This window comes from Bradyrhizobium genomosp. III, from assembly GCF_000261705.1.
Lineage (GTDB): Bacteria > Pseudomonadota > Alphaproteobacteria > Rhizobiales > Xanthobacteraceae > Bradyrhizobium > Bradyrhizobium ottawaense.
The window spans coordinates 1-19,175 of record NZ_AJQF01000354.1 but is presented as its reverse complement, the minus strand read 5'-3'; the positions used below and the strand labels follow the sequence as shown (position 1 = coordinate 19,175).

Sequence of the window (19,175 nt, the reverse complement as noted above, 5' to 3'; positions counted from 1 at the left end):
GTGGGGGGGGGGAGCCGCTATCGCTTAAGCCAAACGAGTTGGTGCGTATCATGATGTCCAGATCCCATGCGGCGCTATTCGCCTCGCTCAGCGCAGCCGCGCTGCTCCTTAGCCCCATTGACAGTTTTGCCAGACCCGGCGGCGCCGCGCCGCATGGGGTGACCGCGGCGCCTTCCGGCGCGATGGCGCGTGCGCCGATGGGGCCGGGAGCTCGGTTCCACCGGCGGAATAACCCCTTCGTGTACTGGCCGGGCGGCGGCGGGTTCTTCTACGACGGCGCCGGCTACAGCCAGCCCTTCGTGGATGCCGGGCAACCGGTCTCCACCGACGTGCGCTACACCTACACCTATGATGTTCCGTGGGACTGGTCGCATCGCTTCCCGCCGAACGTGGTGCCGTCCGACCGGCCTTATGTGCCGAGCTGCCCGACGGAGCAGGTGACGGTGCCCGGCCGCGGCGGCAGCGAGCATACCGTCAACATCACGCGCTGCTACTGAGTTCTAGCCTAGCTCGAAGCTGGTCACGCCGAAGACGCGGTCGACGCGCAGCGGCGGGATCGCTCCCGTGTACATCCGCGCCGTCTCGAACACCGGCTCGAGGCCAAGCGCTTCCGCGAGCGCGATCGCCTCGCGATTGACGGCGGGGACGTCGAGGAAGATCTCGCCGACATCGACGCTCGCAAGCAAAGCCTGCACGATCGCTTCCGCCGCCGCGCGGTCGTCGGCGACGAGCGGGCCGATCTTGCAGCCGGTCCGGCAGGGACGGATCACGCCCCATGCTTTGAGCTTGCCGTCGCGCACGAGGGCGCGGCCGACATGGCCTGATGTATCGATCCAGGTGCGCAGGAAGGCGCTGCGCCGGGCGGGGAAGACGGTGGCGTCGTCGGCTTCCACGAGCGCAAACGGAATCGTGTCGAGCGCCACGACGTCAGTGGGCGGCCTCGAGCGCGCGGCGACGCCGCCGCCATAGCGGATGTTGGCATAGGCCAGCTGGAAGCCGGATTTCCTGTAATTGTCCTGTTGCGCCACGACGCCGTCGAGCCCGATGACGCGTGCGCCCGCATGCGCGATCGCCGCGTTCCAGATGCGCAGGCCATGGCCCGCGCCGCGAAAACTATCGCGCACGATGTAGAAGCCGAGGAAGGCGAAGCGATCATCGTAATTGACGCAGGAGACGGTCGCGACCGGCTCGCTATCGATCTCGCCGACGAAGAAACCTTGCGCGTCGGGAACCGCGAAGCAGGCGGCATCGCCGTGGCCCGGATTCCAGCCCTCGGCCGCGGCCCAGTCGATGGCCAGGGAGATCTCCTCGGGGCGCAGATTGCGGATCAGCAAATCACTCATTTCGGGTTGCTCATGACGGATGCCTTCGACCATGGACCTGCCGACAGGTCTGGCTGTAGAAGGCCTCATGATAGGCCGAGCCTGCGGCTCGCCTCAACTGAAGGGATGATCGGTCATGGCAGCAGAGAAGGTTGCGCTCGTTACCGCCGGCGGCAGCGGCATGGGGGCAGGGGCTGCGCGGCGGCTGGCGGCCGACGGTTTTCGCGTCGCAATCCTGTCGTCCTCCGGCAAGGGCGAGGCGCTGGCGGCCGAGCTCGGCGGGCTCGGCGTCACCGGCTCCAACAAGGAGAATGACGATTTGAAGCGCCTCGTCGACGGCGCCATCGCGAAGTGGGGACGCATCGACGTGCTCGTCAACAGCGCCGGCCACGGGCCGCGTGCGCCCATCACGGAGATTACCGACGAGCAGTGGCACACCGGCCTCGACACCTATCTGCTCAACGTGATCCGTCCGACGCGGCTGGTGACGCCGATCATGCAGGCGCAAAAGGGTGGCGCCATCATCAACATCTCGACCGCCTGGGCGTTCGAGCCCAGTGCGATGTTCCCGACCTCGGCGGTGTTCCGCGCCGGCCTTGCCGCCTTCACCAAGATCTTCACCGACACCCATGCCGCCGACAACATCCGCATGAACAACGTCCTGCCCGGCTGGATCGACAGCCTGCCGCAGCTGGACGCGCGCCGCGACAGCGTGCCCATGAAGCGCTACGGCAAGGTCGAGGAGATCGCCGCGACGGTCTCGTTCCTGGCCTCGGACGGCGCGGCCTACATCACCGGCCAGAACATCCGCGTCGACGGCGGGTTGACGCGCTCGGTCTGAAGCGCGCGGTCTCGAATCGCGGTCTGGCGAGCTTGTCGTGGTGCGACACGGGCGCGTGCTGCGCGCCGCCGGTCGTGGTTGATGCGTGGCTCCTCGGCCACACCCGTCATCCGTTCGCACGATCCGAGGCGCACACTACGTCACAGTCCTTGCGAACTTCGCCGCAGCCCAAGACGAGCAGTGGCGCACGCCCTATGCCCTAACTGCGCCGGTTGCCTCTTACCCGCGCGCATTCGAAGCGCGAGGTCAATCGCGTGGGGCAAGGAGACTGGAATGAAGAAGTTTTTGCTGGCGGCCGCCTCGGTTGTCCTGGGTACCGCATCCGTTCAGGCGGCCGACCTCGCGGCGCATTACACCAAGGCGCCGGTGATGGCGCCAGTCTATAACTGGACCGGCTTCTACGTCGGCGGCAATGTTGGCGGGCAGTGGGGCAGCGCGAACCCCGCCACCACCACGCTGTTTCCGGTGGCCGCCTATTTCGCCGATTCGAGCGTGACCGCCATCGGGACGGTCGGCGCCCAACACATCAACAGCTCCGGTGTGACCGGCGGCTTCACCGCCGGCTACAGCTGGCAGGTCAACAACGCCGTGCTCGGCCTCGAGGGTGACATCAACTATTTCGGCTTCAAGGGCAGCGCGAGCAGCACGGCCGTGTATCCCTGCTGCGCGCCGACCACCTTCACGGTCAATTCGTCGCTCTCGGCCGATTGGCTCGCCACCATTCGCGGCCGCATCGGCTTCCTCGCGACGCCGAGCTGGCTGATTTACGCCACCGGCGGCGCCGCCATCGCCGAGGTGAGGGGCAACTTCAGCTTCACCGACACCTTTGCTGGCGCGACCGAGTCCGGAGCGATCCGCGACACCCGCGTCGGCTGGACAGCAGGCGTCGGCGGTGAGTACGCCGTGGGCAACGGCTGGTCGCTGAAGGCCGAATATCTTTACGTCGATCTTGGCCGCAGCAGCATGACCAGCAACAATTTCAACGTCGGTGTGGCGTTGCCGGCCCAGACCTTCACCCATTCGGTCGATCTCAAGTCCAACATCGTGCGCGTCGGCGTGAACTACAAGTTCGGCGGACCGGTCGTCGCCAGATACTGAGCATCCCGTTCCGATCCTGACGTGGAAAGCCCCGGCCTGGCCGGGGTTTTCTGTTGTGAAAAGGCTTTCTGTTGTGAAGCTCAGCCTGCGTGCGATGCCAGCAGATGCGCCAGCGCGGGCAGGATCTTGTAGCGCGCGATCTCGTGCGGGTACTCGCCGCGGTTGGCGAGCAGGACGATGGCGATCCGCCGCGACGGAACGAGGCCGATATAGCCGGACGCATTGTTGAGGCCGCCGGGCTTGTCGATGACGGTGACGCCCGGCAGACGCACGGTCTCCCAGGCCATGCCCTGTCCGAACTTGTCGTCGACGCGGAAGACCTCACGCTGCGTCATCCGCAGCGCCTCGCGCAGATTCGGATCGATCGCCCGGCCGTCAACGCAGGCCGCCGCGAAGGTGGCAAGATCCCGGGCGGAGGAGAACATCTGGCCGGTGCCGGGAAAGTCAAAATAGCTCTGCTGGTCGCCGATTGGGCCGACCGCCGTGCCCTGGTCGGAATAGCCCTGGACCACGCGCCGCATCCAGGCCCCGTCCATGACGGCGCGATTGTCCGCGCCGCGCTCGGGGATGAAGCTGGCGTCCATGGCGAGGGGGCGGAGAATGCGGTGCTGGATCAACGCGCCGATCGGCATGCCGTAGCAGCGCTCGAGCACGAGCTGAAGCAGCACGTAGCCGGCATGGGTGTAGATGCGCTGCCGGCCGGGTGCGACGCCGGGCGCCGGCGCGAAGGCGTTCAGCATGGCGATGAACTGCTCGCGCGTGAACTGATCGTTCGGCCAGGGCGGATGGTCGGTCGGCAGCAACAGCCCCGAGGTGTGCGTGACCAGCTCGCCGACGCTGACGCGGCGGATGTAATCGCCGTCGAGCTCGGGAAGATATTTAGGGACGCGGTCGTCGAGCCGCAGCTCGCCGCGCAGCGTGCCGAGTGCGATCAGCGTCGCTTCGAACGGTTTTCTTAGAGACGCGAGGTTGAACAGCGTGTCCGGCGTCACCTTCCGTTTGGCGGCGTCATCGGCAAGACCGTAGTTGAAGAATTCGACATGGCGCCCGGCATAGAGGGCGGCGGCGAGGCCGCCCGCACGGCCCGGCGTCACGGTCGGCGCCAGCTCGCTCGCGACGATGTCGCGCATCTGCGCGATCATGTCGGAATCCGCGGAGGCGCGGCGTGGGCGAAACGCGATCGCGAGGGGAACAAGCGCGGCCCGGGCGAGCGCCCGCCGGGTGAACGATGATGATGTGACAACAGACGGCACGTGCCCTGACGAACGATGCAAATGGTGCCCCCGGTCTCATTTAGCGGGAAGCGCCCGGCGGCCCAATTCACAATTGCGCGTTTCAGGTTCCGCTTCGCGGCCAGCGATCAAATTACTTAGCCTATGAGCTAACAATTATTGACATCCGACCCGGCGGCTCTATAGTTAGCTTCATGGCTAACCAATCGCCCCGCCTCGATCAGGTCTTCGCAGCGCTCGCCGATCCCACCAGACGGGCGATCGTGATGCGGCTGTGTGCCGGCGAGGCCTCCGTCGGCGAGCTCGCCGATCCCTTCGCCATGGCGCTGCCGAGCTTCATGAAACACATCCATGTGCTGGAGACGAGCGGGCTCGTGCTGTCAGAGAAATCCGGCCGCGTGCGCACCTGCCGCCTCAGCCCGGATGCGCTGCTCGGTGCGGAGGACTGGTTCCAGCAACAGCGCGCGATCTGGGAGGCGCGGCTCGACCGGTTCGAAGCCTACGTGATGAAGCTCAAGAAAGAGAAGGAGAGGGCGGCCGCCAGGCGGCCGTCCCGAACAACCAAACGGAAAGGTTCCGAGTGATGACGAATTCTGCCAATCCCGCTCTATCGCAATGGTCGCTCGACCGTGAGATCGTGATGTCACGCGTGATCGACGCGCCGCGCGATCTGGTGTTCGAGGCGTGGTCCGACCCGAAGCATCTGCCGCAATGGTTCGGGCCGAAGGGATTCAAGATCGAGACCTTCGAGATCGACGTACGCGTCGGCGGCGTCTGGCGCTTCAACATGATCGGCCCCGACGGCACGGTCTATCCGAACCGCATGCGTTTCCGCCGCATCGAGCGGCCGCAGCTGATGGAGATGGATCACGGCGTCGACCAGGACGAGGATCCCGGCATGTTCCGCTTCACAGTCACCTTTGCCGAGCAGAGCAATGGCAAGACCGTGCTGATGATGCGCCAGCTGGCCTCGAGCACCGCGCAGCGCGATGGCATGATCGGCTTCGGCGCCGTCGAATATGGCTATCAGACGCTGGACAAGCTCGCGGCCTATGTGGCGGGCATGAAGCGGTGAAGACAGAAGCGCTCCCGGCGAAGGATTCGCCGGGAGCGCTTTCGTACATCTCGAAGGATCGGTTTCCCAGGAGCGCGATCGACGAGGCAACTAAAGCGCGATGAGAGCAGGATGAATCCTCATCGCGCTTTAGCTTATCGTTTGAGCATGATCCTTCCGGAAAACCGCCGCATACTTTTCCGGATCATGCTCTAGCGGCGCGGTGTGGTGCCGCTCGACGGCGGAGTGGTCTCGTTGCGCATGCCTGGAGCGCTGGAGGCGCCTTGCCCGCCGCGTTGCGTATGAGTGATTCCGCCACTGCCGCCGCCGGAGCCGTCGCCAGCGCTTCCGCTTCCTCCGGCAGCGCCGCTGCCGCCAGCACCTGCTCCCGCTCCGGCACCGGCGCCACCGGCGCCTGCACCTCCCGCACCACCTGCACCACCACCTGCACCACCGCCGGCACCTTGTGCGACCGCTGCGCCGACTGAAGCACCAGCCAGCACGGCTGCTGTGAAGATCGTCAGAATTGTCTTACGCATGTTGTTTCTCCCTGAGGTTACGGCGGACCAATCACGCGCGCGGCCAACCGTTCCTACGCGCGTCGATGTGGAGGAGCTGCGTCGGCGAAGGTGTTGGCGGTGCTATCGCAGGTTAACTTCGGTGCATGGCCGCCTGGATCGACTCCAATGTCGATAAGGTGACCATGGAGTTCCTGTCGCATCAGCGCCAGGCGGCGTAGCCCCACGCAATCCCTGCCGATATGGACCACCGGCACGCCAGAGCGGCCGGTGGTTTTTCTATGGCCTCAGCTCGGCAGTGCGCTCGCCACAGGAACGATCGCGCGCCTGCGGCTTTGCCGGTGATGGCGCACATTATCTTCAGCGACTACCGCAACCCCGCCGCCGAACAGGCCTATGAGATCGCCTGGAACTTTCTCACGCGGACGGGCGCCATCGGCGACGAGTTCGAGGCCTGCGTGTTTCTGGCACAGCGCATCACCATGATGGTCGAGGAGGGGCAGACGAACCGGATCCGGATGGCCAACCGCGCGATCTCCGAATATCAGCGCCATGTCGGCCAACGCGACGATGTCATCCGCAGCGGCAGCCGCCTCGCTGGAGGGCAATGAGCGCCGCAACGGAATTGCGCCTGTCGCCGCCTCACTCTTTCGCTTCGTCTGTCACGATGTCGCCGAGCTTCTGCCAGCGCTGGCCGTCGAACTGCACCATCTGGAACTGCTTGTTGATGCGATAGTCGGTCGGCGTGGTCGTGACCGAGATCCCCGGCAGCGTCAGGTCGAGCTCGACGTTCTTGAGACTGGCGGCCTGCCGCATCACGTTGTCGCGAGTGAGGTCGTCGCCGCATTGTTTCAGCACCTGAACCAGCAGCTGGGCGGTGATGTACCCATAGACGTTCAGGTTCGAATCCTTGTCGCCGTCGGGATAGTATTTCGCCATGAAGGCGAGGTAGCGCTTCATGCCGGAATCGTCCTTCCATTCGGGGTCGGCGGCATCCTTGACGTAACCGACGCTGACGACACCCTTGGAATTGTCCAGACCTGCCGGCTTCAGCACGGCGCTGAGCGAGGAGGCGTTGATGTCGATGATGTGTAGCGGCTTCCAGCCGATCTCCGCGACCTTCTTGATGGCCTGCGCCGCCTGTTTCGGCGTGGTGGCGCTGAACAGCACGTCGGCGCCGGCATCCTTCAGCCGCAGGATCTGCGAGTCGATCGTCGGCTCGGTGATCTCATAGGATGTCTCGGCCACGATCATCTTCGCCTTGTCGCCGAGGCCGGCCTTGAGTCCGGCGAGATAATCCTTGCCGAGGTCGTCGTTCTGGTAGAGCACGCCGATCTTCGCGTTCGGATGGTTCTTCAGCAGATATTGCGCGTAGATGCGGCCTTCGACGAGGTAGGAGGGGTTGAATCCCATAGTCCAGGGAAAGTTCTTGGGATCGGTGAAGCGCGCCGCGCCAGTCGCGGCAAACAGCTGCGGGATCTTCTTGGCGTTGAGATATTTCTGCACGGCGACGTTCGGCGCGGTGCCGATGATCTGGAACGTCAGCAGCACCTCGTCGCTTTCGACCAGCCTGCGGATCTGCTCCACGGTCTTCGGCGGCGAATAGGCATCGTCATACTGGATCAGCTCGACCTTGCGGCCGTTCACGCCGCCCTGGTCGTTGATCATCTTCATGTAGGCGGCCTGGGTCTTGCCGATCACGGCATAGGCCGAGGCCGGGCCGCTGAGCGGCACGGTCTGACCGACCTTGATCGCCGTGTCGGACGCGCCGGAATCGTATTTTTTCTGCGCCTGCGCTGCCGCGCTCGACAGCGCGACAAGCAGTGCGGAGGCCGCGATGTGATTGAGAAGAGTGCTTGTCATGTCCGGTCCTTCCCGATTGCTATTCGCCCTTGAGACCGGCGTCGCGGATCAGCTTGGTCCATTTCTGCGTCTCGGCGTCGATGAACTGGCCGAACTCGGCCGCGGTGCCGGCACGCACTTCGAGGCCCTGGGCGGTCAGCTTGTCCTTGATCGCGGGCTCGGCGAGCGCGCGCAGAACTTCGGCCTGAAACCTGTCGACGATCGCGCGCGGCGTCGTGGCGGGCGCCATGAAGCCGTACCAGCCGGCGGCAGCGACGTTGGGAAAACCCTGCTCGCGCAGTGTAGGCGCCTGCGGGTAGAGCGCGCTGCGCTCGGGCGAGGCGACGCCGAGCACGGTGAACTTGCCGCTCTGGATGTAGGGCAGGGCGGTCGGCAGCGCCGTCAGTGTGGCATCGACGCGGCCGGCGAGCAGCTCGGTGTAAGAGGCGGCATCGCCCCGGAACGGAATGTTCAGGCCTTTGACGCCGGCGTCGCGAAACAGGAGCTCTCCGGCAAGGTGCGGCTGCGAGCCGGCGCCGGGAGACGCGAAGGTCAGCCCATCCGGTTTCGACTTGCCGTAGGCGATCAGTTCGGGGAGCGTCTTGAACGGCGCGTCGGCGCTGATGATGAGAAACAGCGGCGCGACCACGACCATTGCGACCGGCTGCAGATCCCCGCGGTGATAGGTCAGCTTGCCGAACAGCGCCTCGGCGGTCGCGTAGGGAGCCGCGACATAGAGAATGGTGTAGCCGTCGCCCGGGGCATGGGCGACCATGTCGTTGGCGATGCGGGTGCCGGCACCGGGCTTGTTCTCGACGATGAACTGCTGACGGAGACTGCGGCCGAACTCTTCGGCGAGCAGTCGCAACGAGATGTCGTTGGAGCCACCGGGCCCGTAGGGCGAGATCAGCCGCACCATGCGCGAGGGCCAGGCATCCTCGGCCTGGGCCGTCAGACCCGAGCCGGCGGCGAGCCCGCCCGCGAGCGTGCCCAGCAGGGTTCGGCGTGTGACCTTGAATGATGTCACTGTTTTCTTCCTCACTTTTTATTGTTGGTCTTCTTGTTAATTTCAGATCACCTTTCGCGCGGTGAGCCTTTCGATCTCCTGGTCCGAAAGGCCGAGCCAGTTTCGAAACACCTCGTCATTGTCCTCGCCGACGTCGCCGGCGGCGTGACGCAATCGCGCGGGATCATTGGTGAAACGCGGAACGACATTGGTCATGGCGACGGTGCCGAAATGCTTGTCGGCAACGCGGGTGATCACCTCGCGCGCCTTCACTTGCGGGTCGTCGGCGATCTGGTCGATCGAATAGATCGGGGCGAGCGTGCCTTGCGCTGCATTGAATCGCGCGAGGACCTCCTCGAGGGGATGGGCTGCGCACCAGCCGGCGAAGATGTCGTTGAGCTCGGCGGCGTGCCTGACGCGCCGGTCGTTGCTGGCGAAGCGCGGATCGGTGATCAGGTCGGGGCGCTCGATTGCCCGGCAGTTCGCGGCGAACAGCGCGTTGGTCGAACCTGCCAGCGTCACCCAGTGATCGTCGCTGGTGCGAAACACGGCGGCCGGCGCCGAATAGCCGTTGGAATTGCCGATCCGGCTGCGAACAGTGCCGAGCTGGTCGTGCTCGATGGCGAGGACGTCGAGCAGGCGGAAGGTTGCCTCAGTCAGCGAAAGATCGATCTCCTCGCCGGGCGCATCGGGATCGCGCGCCCGTTTCCACAGCGCCGCGAGCACGCCGACGGCGCCGAACAGGCCGCCGATCGAATCCCCGATCGGGTATCCCGGATGGGTCGGTTCGCCGTCGCTCTCGCCGGTGATGTAGGTGAGCCCGCCCATGGCCTCGAAGATGCGGGCAAAGCCGGGTCGCTCGCGATAGGGTCCATCCTGCCCGAAGGCGGTGGCGCGCAGGATCACGAGGCGCGGCTGGACCGCCCACAGCACCTCCTTAGGCAAGCCCCAGCGATCGAGCGTTCCGGGACGGAAATTCTCGATCAGCACGTCGAAGCGCGGAAGCAGCTGCTTGAACAGCGCAAGTCCTTCCCCAGTGCGCAGATCGAGCGTGGCAAACTTCTTGTTGCGATTGGCGGTCTTCCACCACAGCGGCTTGCCGTCCTTGAACGGCGGAAACGACCTTACGCCGTCGCCGTTTCCGGGCATCTCGATCTTGAGCACCTCGGCGCCGTAGTCGGCCAGCAGCGTTGCTGCGAACGGCGCTGCAATGATCGTCGCGATGTCGAGAACTTTCAGTCCCTCGAGCGGTCCAGCCATGTCATTTTCCGGCGCTTGTGATCTTCTTGGTCTTGCGCGGCGGCGCGGACTCTGCCTGCCCGACGATGGCGCGGATGCTGTCGGCAAGCGCCGCGATGCGCGGACCGATCTCGCCCTCCAGCTGGCCCGGCTGGAGCCGGAAGGCGGGGATGCCGCAATTGATCGAGAACGACTGCCTCGATTCGCTGGCGTGAAACAGCGGCGCGGCGACGGCATGGATGGAGGCCATGTACTCGCCCCAGCAGGTGCAGAAGCCGCGGCTTTTGCATTGCGCGATCCCGGCCCGGTATTTGTCGCGAAAGGCCGACCACAGCTCGGGGTCTTCAGCACCGATATTCCGTTCGAGCCGGTCTGCATCGGCTGGCGGCAAGGTCGCCGCCGCGGCGCGTCCCATGGCGGTCATCACCACGGGAATCGGCATGCCGATGTCCGGCGCGTGCGGTCCGACATCGCCGGAGCGCGCGGTCTCGACATAGATCATCGAGGTGGCGTCGAGCAGGCCGATCGAGACCGTGCCGCGGACGCTGAGCGCCAGCTCCTGCATCATGGGCCGCGCCATCTGGCGGAATTGCATCCCGGCAAGCAGAGGATGCGCGATCCGCAGTGCCCGCGCAGCGACGCGGTACTTGGCGCGCTCGGCGTCGTAGCGGAGGTAGCCGAGCTCGGCCAGCGTGTGCGTCAGCCGCGCCACCGTCGGCCGCGGGATGCCCGTCAACGCCGACAGCTCCATGTTACCCAGCAGCGTGCTCCCGGCCTTGAACGCCTCGAGCACGACGAGTCCCTTTGCCAGTGTCGTTGCGAAGGCGGCGTCATCGACACTGTCCGCCAGCACTGCGGCGGCGGAGGAGAGCGGATGTCGCGGTTTGGATGAATCTCTCGGGGCCATCCACGAATATCAGACGGTCAAATTACTTCTGTCCAATAAATTCGACAACATCGGCGAAATTGTCCGATATGTGGACACCGATATCGCGTCGACGTTTTCGTTGAAGGACGCGCCGGACCGGGCCGCACACACAGATTTTTGTCGTGATTGCATGTCGTGTTGTGACAGGATTATTACGACGACATGTCAGATCGATAATTTGCGGAGCGGTTCATGTTGCAGTGGCAGGCGCGGTCAAATCCCCTCGCGTGGTGGTGGGGATCCCTCACGCTCGTGAGCGGCGCCAATATCCTGGTGTGGTTCATGCTGTACCGCGAATTCTACCCGACGCCTGCGGGCAGCCTCAGCGGCGGCTCTGACATCGGGCTGATGTTCCTGCTGTGCGCCGGCTACGTGTTCGGCTGCGCGTTCCGCTCGTTCCTGCCGCGCGCCGACGTGCAGCGCATCTGCCTGTTCGACACCTGGCTGTCGAGCGTCGTCGTCGGCCGCACGGTCGCGACCGTGGCCGAGCTCTGCTTCGTCGCGCAATGGGCCATCATCCTGCATCAGCTCGGCAAGATGACGGGCGCCGAGACCGCGGTGAACATCGCGCTCGTCATCGTGCCGATCATCATCATCGCGGAGTGTTTCTCCTGGTACGCGGTGGTGACGACCAACTTCCTCTACAACGCGATCGAGAACTCGCTGTGGGCGGTGACCTTCTTCCTCGCCGGCATCGCGCTGTGCCGCCTGATGCCGGAATTCCAGGGCGTGGTGCGCTGGGCGCTGATGTCAGGCATCGTCGGCATCGCCTGCTTCCTCGCCTTCCTCGTCACCGTCGACGTGCCGATGTATCTCAGCCGCTGGCGCGCAGGGCACGCCGAGGGCAACACGTTCCTGGGCTTCCTCGAAGGCCTGCATGACGTCTCGACGCGCTGGGTGGTGACCCACGACATCGCGCATTGGAAGGGCGAGCTGACCTGGATGTTCCTGTATTTCAGCGCCGCGGTGTGGTCGAGCCTCGCGCTCTGCGCGCTGTATGCGATGGAAGGCTATCTGGCGCGGTATCTCGCCTAAGCGGCTATTTGCCCACCAGGCTGCACTTGCTGCGGTCGAGCGGACGGAAGGCCTGGTCGGGCGGGATCGTCGCGACCAGCTTGACGAAATCCCACGGGCCCTTGGACTCCTCGGGTGTCTTGACCTGCACCAGATAGAGATCATGTACCATGCGCTGGTCCTCGCGGATGCGGCCGTGGGGCGTGTAGGCATCCGACACCGGTGTCGCCTTCATCTTCGCCATCACGGCGGCGCTGTCGTCGGTATCGGTGTCCTTGATTGCCTGCAGATAGTGACGCACGGCGGAATAGACGCCTGCCTGGATCTGCGAGGGCATGGCCTTGCGTCGCGCATAGAAGGCGTCGGAGAATTTTCGCGCGGCCGGCGAGACGTCCTCGAAGAACGAGGTGACGATGAGGTCGCCGCGGGTCGCCTTCAGCCCGACCGACTCGATGTCGACGTTCTGGAACGACATCGGCACGATCTTGATGCCCTGGTCGGCGAGGCCGAACTCCTCGGCCTGCTTGATGGCGGTGGCGTTGTCGCCGGCGACGTTGATGGCGAGGATCTTGGCGCCCGACGACTGTGCCTGCAGCAGGAATGAGCTGAAATCGGGCGTGCCGAGCTGCGCCTTGACGCTGCCGGCGACCTTGCCGCCGAGCTCGCCGATACGGGCGCGCGCGGTCGCTTCGATCGAATGCCCGAAGGCATAGTCGCCGGTGATGAAGAACCATGGCTCCTTGCTGGTCTGCATGATGCCGGAGACCACGGCCGTCGCCGTGGAATAGGCGTCCTGGGTCCACTGCACGCTGGTCGGCGCGCAGGCCTCATCGGTGAGCTGGTTGGCACCGGCGCCGGAGACGAGGAAGATCTTGCCGTTGCCGCGCACCAGCTCCTGCACGGCGAGGGCCGCGCCGGAGCTGCCGCCGTCGGCGACCGCCTGGACGCCTTCGCTGAACCATTTGCGGGCGAGTGATGCTGCCAGATCCGGCTTGTTCTGGTGATCGGCCTGCAGGATCTCGATCGGCTTGCCGTTGATCTTGCCGCCGAACTCCTCCGCGGCCATCCGTGCCGCCTCGACCGAGCCCGGGCCCATCGCGGTCGCGAACACGCCGTTCATGTCGGTGAGCACGCCGATGCGGATGGCATCGGCCTTGATCTCGGCGCGCGCAGGCGGGCCTGCGAGCGCCAGCGTGATGAGCAAGGTGGAGGCGGACGTCGTGCGGAGTTTGGTCATGGCGTTTCCTGACTTGTCGTTCTTGATTGCTCGAAGGCGTGGTCAGGCCGGTTCGGCGACGACCTTGTTGCGCAAGGTTCCGATGCCCGAGATCTCGACCTCGACGGTATCGCCGGGACGCATCCACAGCGGCGGCGTGCGCTTGGCGCCGACGCCGCCGGGCGTGCCGGTGACGATGACGTCGCCGGGAACGAGCGGGCAGATCGTGGAGATGTAGGCGATCAGCTCGGGAATGCCCGTGATCAGGAGGTCGGTGGTAGTGTCCTGCACGACGGCGCCGTTCAGGCGCGTCCGCAAGGTGAGCTTCGACGGATCTGGAATCTCGTCCGTCGTCACCAGCCACGGACCGAAGCTGCCGCTCTCCGCAAAGGTCTTTCCGGAAAGGAACTGGCTGGTGTGGCGCTGCCAATCGCGGATGCTGCCCTCATTGTAGCAGGAATAACCGGCGATGTGATCGAGCGCGTGGCCAGCCGGGATGTGCCGGCCTTGCTTGCCGATCACCAGCGCGAGCTCGCCTTCATAATCGAAATCGTCGCTCACCCTGGGCTTCACGATCGGCTGGAGATGGCCGACCTGGCTGCAGGGAAAGCGCACGAACAGCGCCGGCTTCTCGGTGACGGTGCGCCCGGTCTCGGCGACGTGGTCGCGGTAGTTCAGGCCGACGCAGATGATCTTGCCGGGATCGGGGATCACCGGTGCGAAGGTGACTTTGTCGAGCGGATGATCGGGCGCAGCGGACGCGACGATCTTTGCCGCCTCGCCAAGGCGACCGGCTTCGAGCAACTGCCGCAGCGTGGCGCAGGGCGCCATGCGCGCGCCGAGATCGACGACGCCGTTGTCCTTGACGGCACCGAAAGAGGCGCGTCCGCCGGCGACGAATGAGAGCAGCTTCATGAGATGTCCTTGAAAATGGGTTCGATCAGGCCGCGGACGGCGCTTGGGTTAAGGGAATCTGGGTTGCAGGAATGGCGGCGGCGACGAGTCGCTCGAACTCGGGCTTGTCGCGGGCGGTGCCGCGGATGTAACGGTCGGGACGAACCAGTGCGGCGATGATGCCGTGCTTGCGCAGCCAGTCTCGGACGCCTTCGGCGTCGTCGCCGGCGAGGATCTCGATCCCGGCCTGCGCCAGCGCCAGGCGCGGCGGCAGTACGGCCGCGGCCTCGACGAGCAGCACATGATGATAGCCGGTCCGGTCGTCGCTGCGGCCTCCGTCGCGCAGCATGAATTGCGGTGCGAGATGGCCGGCGAGCGGCAGGTCGCTGAACGTGAGCCCGGGGCCGAGCAGGGGCTTCTTCACGTCCAGCTTGACCGGCGCGTTCTCGCGCGCTTCGCCGGCAGCAAGGCCGGCCTCGATCGCCTTGGTGTTGATCACGCCGCCGAGACGGATGGCGAGCTCGATGAACTCGCGCACATGCGGCTGGCGCTCGCTCTGGTAGGTGTCGAGCAGATCGGGTGCGGCGCCGCCCTGGATGATTGCGGCGAGCTTCCAGGCGAGGTTGGCGGCATCGCGGATGCCGGCGCACATGCCCTGGCCGAGGAAGGGCGGGGTCTGGTGCGCGGAATCGCCCGCAAGAAACAATCGGCCGCTCCGCCATTGCCGTGCGATGACCGAATGAAACGTGTAGACCGCGGCGCGTTCGAGCTCGGCATCATCAGGCGTGATCCAGCGCGACAGCAGGTCCCAGACCTTTGCCGGTTGCGCGATCTCCTGAGAATCCTCGTCCGGGAGGATCGTGATCTCCCAGCGGCGCCGCGTGCCGGTGCCGCGCACATAGGTCGCCGGCCGCCTTGGATCGCAATGCTGGAGACTGTAGTCGCCGAGATCGTCGCGCGCGCGCTTGAGCAGCACGTCGATCACCAACCAGCGCTCGTGGAAGCCGAGATCGTCCATGCTGGAGCCGATGAAGCGGCGGACCAGCGAGCGGGCGCCGTCGCAGCCGATCACATAGCCGGCTCTGACCTCGGTGAGCTTTCCGCTCGACAGGTCCTCGTAGCGGACGCGCACGCCGTCTTCGTCCTGGTCCAGCGCGAACACGTCGCAGCGGCTGCGCAAGGTGACGTGCGGCCAGCGGGCGAGGCCGCTGATCAGTACGTCCTCAAGATCAGGTTGGTGAAAGCGGTAGCTGAGATGCCAGCCCATCGGCGTCAGCGTCTGCGGGCGCGACCAATCCAGCAACATCTTGCCGTTGGCGTCGAGGAAGAGCATGCCGGGGCTCAGGATGACATGCGGCAGGATCGCGTCGGCAAGGCCGACGGTCTGGAATACGCGCATGCATTCGTCGTCGAAATGCACCGCGCGCGGCAGATGATAGGTCTGCGTCTCGCGCTCCAGCACCAGTGTCCGCACGCCGCGGAGGCCGAGCAGATTGGCAAGTGTCGCACCAACCGGCCCGCGGCCGACGATCACGACATCAAATTCTTCGGGGGCGGATTTATCTTGCATGGGGCTATCTCTTCCCCAAGCCGCGCCGCAGCATCAACGCCGCCGCGCCAAGTGTCCGCCCAGCGGACGGACGGAGTCTAGACCTCGACCGGGATGGCCGCGGCCGTCTCCTGAAGCTGCGCTGCAAATTGCGCAATTGCCTCCTCGATCCCCAGTGCCGAGCGAATCCAGATGATGGAGATGCAACCGAACACGACGCCGCCGCGGACGATGGGTACGGCGATCGAAGCCGTCTTGGGATTATACTCGCCCTCGCTGCGGATCGCGTAACCGCGCCGGGCAGTCTCGGCAATCATGCGGTCGAGGCGGGCTTCGTCGAGAAAGGGGCGGTCGTCGGCCTCGTCGATCCGGCGCAGATGATTGACGATGAGGTCGCGCTCGCGCGCCGGGCAGGCGGCGAGATACGCGCGCCCGGCAGAGGTTCGCAGCATCGGCAGACGCTTGCCGATCATGCCGCGGTCGATCGAGAGCGGGCTGCGCGAATGGGTGGTTTCCTGCACCACCATCGCGGCGTTCTCATAAGTCGAGAGATCGACGGGCCAGACCAGGGTCTTGCTGAGTTCGGCAAGATAAGGCGCCGCCGCCTGGCAGATCACCACGCCGGGGTCGTAGCCATCGCCGAGGCTCAGCGCGCGCCGGGTGACCCGGAAACGGTCGTCGCTGGCGCTGCGGGCGATATAGCCAAGTTCCTCCAGGGTTTCGAGCAGGCGATAGACGGTCGGGCGGGGCAGGTCGAGCGCGCGAGCAACGTCGCCGGCACGGATGCCGCCCGAGCGATTGACCTCTCGCAGCACGTCAAGTCCGCGCTTGAAGGCGCGGACGCCTTCCGACTGCCGTGGTGCGCCCGTCCCCGTCCGCTCCTTGGACACTTCGCATTTCCTCCCTTGTGGCGCACGGTCCCGCGATTATCGTTGCGAACGCGAAGCGATTGCGGAACGCCACCGTAGAATCGTGCGCAGCCGGTATCAAGTTCGCCGCATTGCGGCACGCGCGATGCCTTCGGGAGGAATTCGATGGAAATCACCGCGCTCGGTTATATCGGGATCAACTCATCGCAGCTCGATCAGTGGGGCCGGATGGCGACGGGGCTGCTCGGCATGCAGCAGGTCGATCGCGGCGGCAAGATGCGCGCGTTCCGCATGGACGATCGCAAGCAGCGGCTGATCGTCGACGGCAGTAGCGACGCCGGCCTTGCAGTGATGGGCTGGGAAGTTCCGTCCATGGCAGAGCTGGATCAATTGGCGGGACGGCTCGAAACCCACGGCGTCAAGGTGACGCGCGGCTCGCGCGCGCTCGCCGACGAGCGGCATGTCGCCGAACTGATCGTGTTCGTCGATCCCGCCGGCAACCGGCTCGAGGCCTTCTGCAAGCCGGAGCTTGCGAGCGAGCCGTTCAAGCCGGGCCGGCCGATCTCGGGCTTCCGTACCGGCGCGCTCGGCATGGGGCACGTCGTGCTCAACGTGGAGGATGTCGAGCCGCTTTTGCCGTTCTACCGCGACCTGCTCGGCTTCCACGTCTCGGATTTCGGGCTGAAGCCCTATGGGCTGTATTTCTTCCACGTCAACGGCCGCCACCACAGCTTTGCGATGGTCGGCTCGGGGCGCAAGGCGATGCATCATTTCATGGTCGAGCTCGGCAGCCTCGACGATGTCGGTCAGGGCTACGACCTCGCGCAGCTGGACGAGGGCCGTATCGCCTATACGCTGGGCCGGCACACCAACGACCACATGACCTCGTTCTACGTGAATACGCCGTCCGGGTTCTTCATCGAATATGGCTGGGGTGCGCGCGTCATCGATCCCGAGACCTGGCAACCGCACGAGACCTTCGACGGCCCGTCGCTGTGGGGCCACGAGCGGCTGCATATGCCGGAGGAGCAGCGCAAGCGCCTGCGCGACATGCGGCTCGATGCGGCAGCGCGCGGCGTTCGCGTCGCTGATCCCCGCGTGCCGCCGCTCAACTGCGCGTGGCTGGACCAGGTGGTCGCGCGCGAATAATCGGCCGCTTCTCGGGGTCCATCACGCTTCGCCGAGATCGGGCTCGGTCAACAGTCCCTGGCGCAAGGCGAGGCGGACCAGCTCGATGTCGGAGCCGACGCCGAGCTTGTCCTTGATCAGGGAATGCAGGTTCGCCACCGTCTTCGGGCTGACATGCAGCGTTTCGGCGATCTCCTCCGTCGTCCGCTCCGCGAGCAGCAGCCGCATCACCTCGAACTCGCGCGCGGTGAGGACGTCGGCGGCCGAGCTTTCGCCGCCGAGCCGGCTCAGCGCCAGCTCGTGATCGATGTCGGGGCTGATGGCGATCTTGCCGGCGAGCACGTCCATCACGGCCCGTACCAGCGTTTCCGGCGGGCTGGTCTTGGTGACGTAACCCCTGGCGCCGGCGCGGATCGCCTGCACGGCGAAGCCCGCATTCTGGTGCATGGTGAAGATGAGGATCCTTGCGCCCTTGTCCCACTGCCTGATCCGCCTGACGGCCTCGATGCCGCCGATGCCGGGCATGCTCAGATCCATGATGACGAGGTCGGGCGCCTCGGATTTGTACAGCCGGTAGGCCTCTGCGCCGTCAGCGGCTTCGGCGATGACGCGCAGGCCCGGCTGCTTCTGGAGTACGGAGCGATAGCCCTCGCGGACCACGGAATGGTCGTCGACCAGCAGGATGGAGGCATCGGCCGCGCTCATGCCGCATGCTCCAGCGCCTGCCGCTCGGCGGCGGTGAGCGTAATGACGACGCGCAGCGCCGAGCCGCCGTTGGCGCCGACTTCGAAGCTCATCCGGCCGCGCAAGGCCGCAACGCGCTCGCGCATGCCGAGCAGGCCCATGCCGGATTTGCTGGAGGCATCGTTCGGCCGGCCATCGTCGTCGATGGCAAGCGCGATCTCGTCTGCCGCCATCGTCAGATGCAGGTCCACCTTGGTGGCGCCGGCGTGCTTGGCGGCGTTGGTCAGCGCCTCCTGCACGATGCGGTAGAGGTTGGCGCTGATCGCGGCGGGCAGGGTCTCGACCGCGCCGTCGAAATGGATCGAAAAGCGCGTCTCGCCGCGGCTGCGTCCGTTCCAGCCCGCGACGAGGCCTTCCAGGCTCGCCACCAGCCCGAGCTCCTCGACGTCGGGCGGGCGCAGCCGGAACAGCGCGCCGCGCAGCGTCTCCATCATGCTGGTCGCGGTCCGCGCGATACCGTCGCATTCGCCGAGCAAAGCGGGGCAGTCCTGCGCGGCGGTCTGGCGGGCGGAGGAGGCGAGCGCGCGGATGGCGGCCAGCGACTGGCCGAACTCGTCGTGCAGCTCACGCGCCAGATGGCGGCGCTCGTCGTCCTGGAGCGCGATCAGCTTGCGCGTCAGCTCGCTGCGCTCGGCGAGCGCATTGTCGAGGCTTTCGGCGAGATGGTTGAAGCCGTCGCGG

Annotated in this window: 21 protein-coding genes; 9 read left to right on the top strand and 12 right to left on the bottom strand. The window is 65.8% G+C overall.

Annotated elements, in window-relative coordinates:
* The first annotated feature begins 50 nt into the window (after positions 1 to 50).
* Positions 51 to 497, top strand: coding sequence for a hypothetical protein (locus IC66_RS0128965; RefSeq protein ID WP_028140940.1), 447 nt, complete (start codon positions 51 to 53; stop codon positions 495 to 497).
* 3 nt (positions 498 to 500) lie between these two features.
* Here the strand turns inward: IC66_RS0128965 and IC66_RS0128960 are convergent, their stop codons facing one another.
* Positions 501 to 1,343, bottom strand: a complete 843-nt coding sequence (locus tag IC66_RS0128960; protein ID WP_038950011.1) for a GNAT family N-acetyltransferase — start codon at positions 1,341 to 1,343, stop codon at positions 501 to 503.
* 115 nt (positions 1,344 to 1,458) lie between these two features.
* On the opposite strand from IC66_RS0128960, the gene IC66_RS0128955 reads away from it, so the two are divergent.
* Together IC66_RS0128955 and IC66_RS0128950 are read left to right on the top strand one after the other, a co-directional pair.
* Entirely contained in the window at positions 1,459 to 2,163 is a 705-nt protein-coding gene (locus tag IC66_RS0128955) for an SDR family oxidoreductase (RefSeq protein ID WP_028140938.1), read from the top strand.
* A gap of 273 nt (positions 2,164 to 2,436) precedes the next feature.
* Positions 2,437 to 3,261, top strand: coding sequence for an outer membrane protein (locus IC66_RS0128950; RefSeq protein WP_038950010.1), 825 nt, complete (start codon positions 2,437 to 2,439; stop codon positions 3,259 to 3,261).
* Between the two features lie 80 nt (positions 3,262 to 3,341).
* Here IC66_RS0128950 and IC66_RS0128945 read toward each other — a convergent pair whose 3' ends face one another.
* On the bottom strand, positions 3,342 to 4,403 hold the full coding sequence (locus IC66_RS0128945) for a serine hydrolase (RefSeq protein ID WP_038950008.1): 1,062 nt from the start codon (positions 4,401 to 4,403) through the stop codon (positions 3,342 to 3,344).
* Positions 4,404 to 4,687: 284 nt separating this feature from the next.
* Between IC66_RS0128945 and IC66_RS0128940 the strand changes: the two genes are divergently transcribed.
* The 4 genes from IC66_RS0128940 (at position 4,688) to IC66_RS0128925 (ending at position 6,676) form a co-directional block, all read left to right on the top strand.
* Positions 4,688 to 5,077: an ArsR/SmtB family transcription factor gene (locus tag IC66_RS0128940; RefSeq protein WP_028140935.1), complete on the top strand. Its 390-nt coding sequence runs from the start codon at positions 4,688 to 4,690 to the stop codon at positions 5,075 to 5,077.
* Positions 5,077 to 5,568 (top strand): SRPBCC family protein, encoded by a 492-nt coding sequence (locus tag IC66_RS0128935; RefSeq protein ID WP_028140934.1) that lies wholly within the window; start codon positions 5,077 to 5,079, stop codon positions 5,566 to 5,568. The genes IC66_RS0128940 and IC66_RS0128935 overlap by 1 nt, the downstream gene beginning before the upstream one ends.
* Before the next feature lie 281 nt (positions 5,569 to 5,849).
* Positions 5,850 to 6,035 carry a hypothetical protein gene (locus IC66_RS46495; RefSeq protein ID WP_038950007.1) on the top strand — a complete coding sequence of 62 codons (186 nt, stop codon included), beginning with the start codon at positions 5,850 to 5,852 and terminating at the stop codon, positions 6,033 to 6,035.
* 374 nt (positions 6,036 to 6,409) lie between these two features.
* Positions 6,410 to 6,676 (top strand): hypothetical protein, encoded by a 267-nt coding sequence (locus tag IC66_RS0128925; protein ID WP_038950006.1) that lies wholly within the window; start codon positions 6,410 to 6,412, stop codon positions 6,674 to 6,676.
* Between the two features lie 31 nt (positions 6,677 to 6,707).
* Here the strand turns inward: IC66_RS0128925 and IC66_RS0128920 are convergent, their stop codons facing one another.
* Genes IC66_RS0128920 through IC66_RS0128905 form a run of 4 tightly spaced genes read right to left on the bottom strand, consistent with a single transcriptional unit; the run spans position 6,708 to position 11,059 of the window.
* Positions 6,708 to 7,928 (bottom strand): ABC transporter substrate-binding protein, encoded by a 1,221-nt coding sequence (locus tag IC66_RS0128920; RefSeq protein ID WP_038950005.1) that lies wholly within the window; start codon positions 7,926 to 7,928, stop codon positions 6,708 to 6,710.
* Between the two features lie 19 nt (positions 7,929 to 7,947).
* Positions 7,948 to 8,934, bottom strand: coding sequence for a Bug family tripartite tricarboxylate transporter substrate binding protein (locus IC66_RS0128915; protein WP_038950004.1), 987 nt, complete (start codon positions 8,932 to 8,934; stop codon positions 7,948 to 7,950).
* 42 nt (positions 8,935 to 8,976) lie between these two features.
* Positions 8,977 to 10,173, bottom strand: coding sequence for a CaiB/BaiF CoA transferase family protein (locus tag IC66_RS0128910; RefSeq protein ID WP_038950003.1), 1,197 nt, complete (start codon positions 10,171 to 10,173; stop codon positions 8,977 to 8,979).
* Between the two features lies 1 nt (position 10,174).
* Positions 10,175 to 11,059 (bottom strand): IclR family transcriptional regulator, encoded by an 885-nt coding sequence (locus IC66_RS0128905; protein ID WP_038950002.1) that lies wholly within the window; start codon positions 11,057 to 11,059, stop codon positions 10,175 to 10,177.
* Between the two features lie 213 nt (positions 11,060 to 11,272).
* Here IC66_RS0128905 and IC66_RS0128900 point away from each other — a divergent pair, with 213 nt between their 5' ends.
* On the top strand, positions 11,273 to 12,115 hold the full coding sequence (locus tag IC66_RS0128900; RefSeq protein ID WP_038950001.1) for a hypothetical protein: 843 nt from the start codon (positions 11,273 to 11,275) through the stop codon (positions 12,113 to 12,115).
* Positions 12,116 to 12,119: 4 nt separating this feature from the next.
* Here IC66_RS0128900 and IC66_RS0128895 read toward each other — a convergent pair whose 3' ends face one another.
* The 4 genes from IC66_RS0128895 to IC66_RS0128880 all read right to left on the bottom strand — a co-directional run bounded on the left by IC66_RS0128895 (position 12,120) and on the right by IC66_RS0128880 (position 16,643).
* Positions 12,120 to 13,331: an ABC transporter substrate-binding protein gene (locus tag IC66_RS0128895; RefSeq protein WP_038950000.1), complete on the bottom strand. Its 1,212-nt coding sequence runs from the start codon at positions 13,329 to 13,331 to the stop codon at positions 12,120 to 12,122.
* 42 nt (positions 13,332 to 13,373) lie between these two features.
* On the bottom strand, positions 13,374 to 14,225 hold the full coding sequence (locus IC66_RS0128890) for a fumarylacetoacetate hydrolase family protein (RefSeq protein WP_038949999.1): 852 nt from the start codon (positions 14,223 to 14,225) through the stop codon (positions 13,374 to 13,376).
* A 25-nt stretch (positions 14,226 to 14,250) separates the two neighbouring features.
* On the bottom strand, positions 14,251 to 15,774 hold the full coding sequence (gene mhpA, locus IC66_RS0128885) for a bifunctional 3-(3-hydroxy-phenyl)propionate/3-hydroxycinnamic acid hydroxylase MhpA (RefSeq protein ID WP_038949998.1): 1,524 nt from the start codon (positions 15,772 to 15,774) through the stop codon (positions 14,251 to 14,253).
* A 77-nt stretch (positions 15,775 to 15,851) separates the two neighbouring features.
* Complete coding sequence (locus tag IC66_RS0128880; RefSeq protein WP_028140921.1) at positions 15,852 to 16,643, bottom strand: DNA-binding transcriptional regulator; 792 nt, start codon at positions 16,641 to 16,643, stop codon at positions 15,852 to 15,854.
* A gap of 144 nt (positions 16,644 to 16,787) precedes the next feature.
* Here IC66_RS0128880 and IC66_RS0128875 point away from each other — a divergent pair, with 144 nt between their 5' ends.
* Complete coding sequence (locus IC66_RS0128875; RefSeq protein WP_038949997.1) at positions 16,788 to 17,771, top strand: VOC family protein; 984 nt, start codon at positions 16,788 to 16,790, stop codon at positions 17,769 to 17,771.
* Between the two features lie 21 nt (positions 17,772 to 17,792).
* Here the strand turns inward: IC66_RS0128875 and IC66_RS0128870 are convergent, their stop codons facing one another.
* Positions 17,793 to 18,455 (bottom strand): response regulator, encoded by a 663-nt coding sequence (locus IC66_RS0128870; RefSeq protein ID WP_028140919.1) that lies wholly within the window; start codon positions 18,453 to 18,455, stop codon positions 17,793 to 17,795.
* Positions 18,452 to 19,175: sensor histidine kinase (locus tag IC66_RS0128865; protein WP_038949996.1), on the bottom strand; the 724-nt coding region annotated here is incomplete at its 5' end. The genes IC66_RS0128865 and IC66_RS0128870, both read right to left, overlap by 4 nt.

What these genes read in the sequence shown, in the direction of transcription:
- IC66_RS0128925 (WP_038950006.1), top strand. Translation starts at nt 6,410, where the DNA reads ATGGCGCACATTATCTTCAGCGACTACCGCAACCCCGCCGCCGAACAG.
- IC66_RS0128875 (WP_038949997.1), top strand. Translation starts at nt 16,788, where the DNA reads ATGGAAATCACCGCGCTCGGTTATATCGGGATCAACTCATCGCAGCTC.
- IC66_RS0128900 (WP_038950001.1), top strand. Translation starts at nt 11,273, where the DNA reads ATGTTGCAGTGGCAGGCGCGGTCAAATCCCCTCGCGTGGTGGTGGGGA.
- IC66_RS0128890 (WP_038949999.1), bottom strand. Translation starts at nt 14,225, where the DNA reads ATGAAGCTGCTCTCATTCGTCGCCGGCGGACGCGCCTCTTTCGGTGCC.
- IC66_RS0128870 (WP_028140919.1), bottom strand. Translation starts at nt 18,455, where the DNA reads ATGAGCGCGGCCGATGCCTCCATCCTGCTGGTCGACGACCATTCCGTG.
- IC66_RS0128910 (WP_038950003.1), bottom strand. Translation starts at nt 10,173, where the DNA reads ATGGCTGGACCGCTCGAGGGACTGAAAGTTCTCGACATCGCGACGATC.
- IC66_RS0128965 (WP_028140940.1), top strand. Translation starts at nt 51, where the DNA reads ATGATGTCCAGATCCCATGCGGCGCTATTCGCCTCGCTCAGCGCAGCC.
- IC66_RS0128940 (WP_028140935.1), top strand. Translation starts at nt 4,688, where the DNA reads ATGGCTAACCAATCGCCCCGCCTCGATCAGGTCTTCGCAGCGCTCGCC.
- mhpA (WP_038949998.1), bottom strand. Translation starts at nt 15,774, where the DNA reads ATGCAAGATAAATCCGCCCCCGAAGAATTTGATGTCGTGATCGTCGGC.
- IC66_RS0128960 (WP_038950011.1), bottom strand. Translation starts at nt 1,343, where the DNA reads ATGAGTGATTTGCTGATCCGCAATCTGCGCCCCGAGGAGATCTCCCTG.
- IC66_RS0128905 (WP_038950002.1), bottom strand. Translation starts at nt 11,059, where the DNA reads ATGGCCCCGAGAGATTCATCCAAACCGCGACATCCGCTCTCCTCCGCC.
- IC66_RS46495 (WP_038950007.1), top strand. Translation starts at nt 5,850, where the DNA reads ATGAGTGATTCCGCCACTGCCGCCGCCGGAGCCGTCGCCAGCGCTTCC.
- IC66_RS0128935 (WP_028140934.1), top strand. Translation starts at nt 5,077, where the DNA reads ATGACGAATTCTGCCAATCCCGCTCTATCGCAATGGTCGCTCGACCGT.
- IC66_RS0128920 (WP_038950005.1), bottom strand. Translation starts at nt 7,928, where the DNA reads ATGACAAGCACTCTTCTCAATCACATCGCGGCCTCCGCACTGCTTGTC.
- IC66_RS0128945 (WP_038950008.1), bottom strand. Translation starts at nt 4,403, where the DNA reads ATGATCGCGCAGATGCGCGACATCGTCGCGAGCGAGCTGGCGCCGACC.
- IC66_RS0128955 (WP_028140938.1), top strand. Translation starts at nt 1,459, where the DNA reads ATGGCAGCAGAGAAGGTTGCGCTCGTTACCGCCGGCGGCAGCGGCATG.
- IC66_RS0128895 (WP_038950000.1), bottom strand. Translation starts at nt 13,331, where the DNA reads ATGACCAAACTCCGCACGACGTCCGCCTCCACCTTGCTCATCACGCTG.
- IC66_RS0128950 (WP_038950010.1), top strand. Translation starts at nt 2,437, where the DNA reads ATGAAGAAGTTTTTGCTGGCGGCCGCCTCGGTTGTCCTGGGTACCGCA.